The following is a 4,656-nucleotide window of genomic DNA, read 5'->3' as shown; positions in this document are numbered from 1 at the left end:
CTCGGCGACTACCTCGACTCCCTCGAACGCGTCGCCCGGCTGGGTCCGGCCGAGGTCCTCCCGGCTCATCAGTACACGTTCCCCGACGCCTCGGCCCGTGTGCGGGAGCTGCTCACGCACCACGAGTCCCGCCTCACCGGCCTGCGCTCCCTCCTCACCACCCCGCTCACGCCGTGGCAGCTCGCCGAACGCATGGAGTGGAACCGCCCCTGGGCCCAGATCCCCTACAGCTCGCGGAACATCGCCGTCGCCGAGGCGGAGGCCCACCTGCGGCGCCTGGTGAAACAGGGCCGGGCGGAGGCGGTACCGGGGACCGACCCGGTGACGTACGTGGCGGCGTGAGACCGGGCGTCGCCGTACCCGGCCTCAGGGGGCGCCGACCGAACGGATCAACTCCCGGGTCCGATCGAGGAGTCGCACCTCTCGCACGCTCATCGTCGGGTTCTGCGACCGGCGGTTGATCGCCTCCGTCAGGCCCTCCTCCGTGAGGGCCGAGGGGGCGCCGGGCGGCTGGTGGGTGAGGAGGCCGGTGAGGATCGCGTGGGCCAAGGGGGCGCGGGGGTCGACCGTGTCGGCCGCGACCTGGGCGAGGATGACCGCCGACATGCCCCAGTCGAGGCCGGGCGGGCCCTCCTCGGCGTTGGCCCAGTCGATGACGCGGGGGCCGTCCGGGGTGAGGAGGACGTTCTCGGGGTGCAGGTCGAGGTGGAGGACGCGGGTCGCCGGGTCGGCGGAGCGGCGGGGCGGGAGCGCGTGCAACGCGTGGAGGAGGCGGGCCAGTTCGGCGCCGGCCTCGGCCGGCGGGAGGGCACCCGCGGCGATCGCCTCCAGCATGGTCGGGCCCGAAAGGCGTTCGAGGACCAGATCGGTACGGGTGGCCGTGCGGACGCGTGGGGCCGGGTAGCCGTGAAGGCGTACGTGGTCCATGACCTGGGCCTCGGCCCGTGCGTCGCCCCAGCCGTCCCGGTACCGGCGCAGCACCCAGGTTCCGTGAGCGTCGGCCCCGTGGCCGGCCTCCCCGGGCGAGCCGCCCTCGGCCTCGTCGTCCGCCATCTCGTACACGTCCGCCGTGCGCCCCGCGCCCAGCAGTCTCCCCGTCCGCATGTTCGCGAACCTACCGTCCGGCGCAGGTGGCCCTCAGGCTGTTGCCTACCGGCAGGTAGAGTGGCCGGGTCGTCACGCCCGTACAGGGGGAAGCCGGTGCAAATCCGGCGCTGACCCGCAACCGTGAGCCGAAGCCGTCCGCGCGATCGGCGAGTCGGACTGCCCTGTGCGGAACTGTGACCGGCTCGCGTCACCGGCGTCCGCCGGTGCACGGCACCGTCGAGGAATACGGAGCCGAGCCGCCCGGCGTCGCGCCGTGGCGCCCGGCTCCCGTCAGGGAGAGGCACCGCCGATCATGAATGTCCGCCGCAGCGCCGCGGTCGTCGCCGTACTGGCCGCCACAGCCGGGGTCGGCACCGGACTCGGCACCGGTTTCGCACCGGCCGCCCTCGCCGACGACACCGCCCCCGCAGCCCCGTCCGCGTCGCCGTCGCAGGCGATACCCACCGGTTTGTACGGGTCGACGGACCCCAAGTTCGACGGCGTCTGGCGGCAGTCGCTCACGCTGGTCGCCCTCGACGCCACGGGGGAGAAGCCCGGCACCGGGGCCGTCGACTGGCTGCTCGGCCAGCAGTGCGCGAACGGGGCGTTCGCGGCGTACCGGCCCGACCCCACCGCCAAGTGCGACGCCAAGACGGCCGTCGACACCAACAGCACGGCCGCCGCGGTGCAGGCGCTCGCCGCCGTAGGCGGGCACGACGCGCAGGCCGAGCGGGCCGCCGGGTGGCTGAAGGACAACCAGAACGACGACGGCGGCTGGGGCTTCACCGCCGGCGGGCCCAGCGACGCGAACTCCACGTCCGTCGTCATCGGCGCGCTGGCCGCCGTGGGCGAGACGCCCGGCGGGCAGAAGAAGGCCGGCCACTCCCCCTACGATGCCCTGCGCGCCCTCGCCCTCCCCTGCGCCGCCGGCGCCGAGGGCAGCGGCGCCTTCGCCTACCAGCCCGACAAGAAGGGCGGGTTCGCCGCCAACGCCGACGCCACGGCCGCCGCCGTGGTCGGCAGCCTGGGGGAAGGGTTCGTCGTCGACGCCGGGAAGACCGGGGACTCGGGGAAGAACGGGGACTCGGGTGAGAACGGGGACTCGGGTGAGAACGGGGACTCCGGGGGCGCCTCCGGCTGCGTCGACGGCACCTCGACCGAGGACGCGGCGCACAACGGTGCCGTGTACCTCGCCGGGGCCCTCACCTCCGACGGCTACCTGAAGTCCGCGCTCGCGGGCGCCGAGGACCAGCCCGACCTCGGCAACACCGCCGACGCGGTCGTGGCGCTGGCCGCCGCCGGGAACACGGACGCCACCGCGAAGCCGCTCGCCTGGCTGGAGAAGAACTACGGCCCCTGGGCGGCGAAGTCCGGCCCCGCCGCGTACGCCCAGCTCATCCTCGCCGCGCACGCCGCCGGCACCGACCCGCGCGACTTCGGCGGCGCGGACCTCGTGGCGCAGCTGACCGAGACCGGCCCGGCGCGGGACGTGGCCGACTACACGAGCGTGCCGAGCGACGACACCGCCGACGGCGGCGGGGACGACGGCGGCATCGCGACCGGAGTGGTCCTGGGCGCGGGACTCGGACTCGCCGCGCTCGCCGGGGCCGCGCTGACGCGCCTCACCCGGAAGCGGCGACGGGCATGACCCGCACCGGCGGGCGCGTCACGGCCGCGTCGGCGGCGACCCTGCTTCTGCTGTGCGCGCTGGTGGGGCTGGGCGGACCGGCCCATGCCGCCGCCTACCGGTACTGGTCCTTCTGGGACCGGGGGGCGGACGGCTCCGGCTGGGTGTACGCGACGCAGGGGCCGTCGACGGCGCGGCCCTCGGACGGGGACGTCCAGGGCTTCCGGTTCGCCGTCAGCGAGGACTCCGACGACGCCGCCGAGCCGCGCGGGGCCGCCCGCTTCGACGCCATCTGCTCGGGCACGGCCGCCCGTGACGGGCAGAAGCGGATCGCGCTCGTCCTCGACTTCGGCACGGCCGAGGACGCGCCGACGGGTGAGACGCCCCCGCCGGCGCGCACCGCCTGTGCGCGCGTGCCGTCGGACGCGACCACCGCCGACGCGCTGGCCGCCGTGGCGAAGCCGCTCCGGTACGACACGAACGCGCTGCTCTGCTCGATCGCCGGGTACCCCCGGAAGGGATGCGGGGAGGCGATCGCCGACGACGGCCCCGACGCGTCAGGCACCTCCGACGCATCCGGCACCTCAGGCACCTCCGACGCATCCGGCACGTCCGGCGCGTCCGACGACTCGGCCGCCTCCGACGACGCCCGCACCTCCGACGAGAAGGGCCCGTCCGTCGGCCTGTTCGTCGGTGTCGGCGCGGTCGCGGTGCTCGGCGCGGCGGCGGTGTGGCAGGCCAGGCGACGCCGCCGTGGCTAGCCACGGACCGTCGGCCCACGGCGCGGGGGACACACAGGGCACGCGCCCCACGGGCCCCCCGCACCGCAGACACCGCAGACACCGCGGACACTGCGGACACTGCGGACACCGTGCGCAGGGCACGCGCCCCCCGCGCCGCACGCCGACCACGCACCCGCCGTATCCCCCGCGTCAGGGGCACCGGACCCACCACCTGCACCCCCTCGCCTGGTGGCTCTGGGCCCTCGGGCTCGGGACCGCCGCGTCGCGCACCACCAATCCCCTCCTCCTGGCCCTCCTCATAGCCGTGGCGGGGTACGTCGTGGCGACGCACCGCACGGACGCCCCGTGGGCCCGTTCGTACACCGCGTTCGTGAAGCTCGGCCTGGCGGTGCTGGTCATCCGGCTGGCCTTCGCCGTGGTGCTGGGCTCGCCCATTCCCGGCACGCACACCCTCCTCATGCTCCCGGAAGTCCCGCTGCCCGACTGGGCGCAGGGCATCCGCCTGGGCGGCCGGGTGACCGCGGAGGGCGTGCTGTTCGCGCTGTACGACGGTCTGCGCCTGGCCGCGCTCCTCATCTGCGTCGGTGCCGCGAACGCCCTCGCGAACCCGGCCCGGCTGCTGAAGTCGCTGCCGGGCGCCCTGTACGAGGCGGGCGTGGCCGTGGTGGTGGCGATGACGTTCGCCCCGCATCTGGTGGCGGACGTGCAGCGGTTGCGGGCCGCCCGGCGGCTGCGCGGTCGCCCCGACCGGGGCATCCGGGGGCTGCTCCAGGTCGGACTGCCCGTGCTGGAGGGCGCGTTGGAACGGTCGGTGGCCCTGGCCGCCGCGATGGACTCACGCGGGTACGGCCGCACCGCCGAGGTCCCGGCCCGCGTCCGCCGCACGACGGCCGCGCTGACCCTCGGCGGACTGCTGGGTGTCTGCGCGGGAACGTACGGCGTACTGACCGCGGCCGGCGGCACCTACGGTCTCCCCGTCCTCCTCACCGGCCTGGCCGCCGCGCTCGCGGGTCTGCGTCTGGGCGGCCGTCGCTCGCCCCGGACCCGCTACCGGCCGGACCCGTGGGGTGTACGGGCGTCCCTGGTGGGCGCGTCGGGCGCGGCCGTCGCCGTCCTCCTGATCCTCTGCGAGGCGTACGACTCCGCCGCCCTGCACCCCGCCGTCGTCCCCCTCACCGCCCCGGACCTCCCGCTGTGGCC

The 4,656-nt window shown here is 75.8% G+C and carries 4 protein-coding genes, 1 pseudogene and 1 riboswitch; of the genes and pseudogenes, 4 read left to right on the top strand and 1 reads right to left on the bottom strand.

Annotated elements, in window-relative coordinates:
• Positions 1-342 (top strand): annotated as a pseudogene (locus AOK15_RS38755) (MBL fold metallo-hydrolase); the annotation flags it as partial.
• A gap of 24 nt (positions 343-366) precedes the next feature.
• Here AOK15_RS38755 and AOK15_RS38750 read toward each other — a convergent pair.
• Entirely contained in the window at positions 367-1,104 is a 738-nt protein-coding gene (locus AOK15_RS38750; RefSeq protein ID WP_055523607.1) for a phosphotransferase, read from the bottom strand.
• A 41-nt stretch (positions 1,105-1,145) separates the two neighbouring features.
• A riboswitch (cobalamin riboswitch) is annotated at positions 1,146-1,285 on the top strand.
• 114 nt (positions 1,286-1,399) lie between these two features.
• Here AOK15_RS38750 and AOK15_RS38745 point away from each other — a divergent pair.
• From AOK15_RS38745 to AOK15_RS38735, 3 genes are all read left to right on the top strand, one after another.
• Complete coding sequence (locus AOK15_RS38745) at positions 1,400-2,734, top strand: prenyltransferase/squalene oxidase repeat-containing protein (RefSeq protein WP_055523605.1); 1,335 nt, start codon at positions 1,400-1,402, stop codon at positions 2,732-2,734.
• Complete coding sequence (locus AOK15_RS38740; RefSeq protein WP_055523603.1) at positions 2,731-3,474, top strand: SCO2322 family protein; 744 nt, start codon at positions 2,731-2,733, stop codon at positions 3,472-3,474. The genes AOK15_RS38745 and AOK15_RS38740 overlap by 4 nt, the downstream gene beginning before the upstream one ends.
• 193 nt (positions 3,475-3,667) lie before the next feature.
• Positions 3,668-4,656, top strand: a 989-nt coding sequence (locus tag AOK15_RS38735; RefSeq protein WP_055523609.1) for a CbiQ family ECF transporter T component, incomplete at its 3' end; no start/stop codon positions are given.

Origin of the sequence: Streptomyces ossamyceticus, assembly GCF_001418475.1 — a bacterium.
Lineage (GTDB): Bacteria > Actinomycetota > Actinomycetes > Streptomycetales > Streptomycetaceae > Streptomyces > Streptomyces ossamyceticus.
The sequence above is the reverse complement of the archived record's forward strand: the minus strand, read 5'-3'. Positions and strand labels throughout refer to the sequence as shown.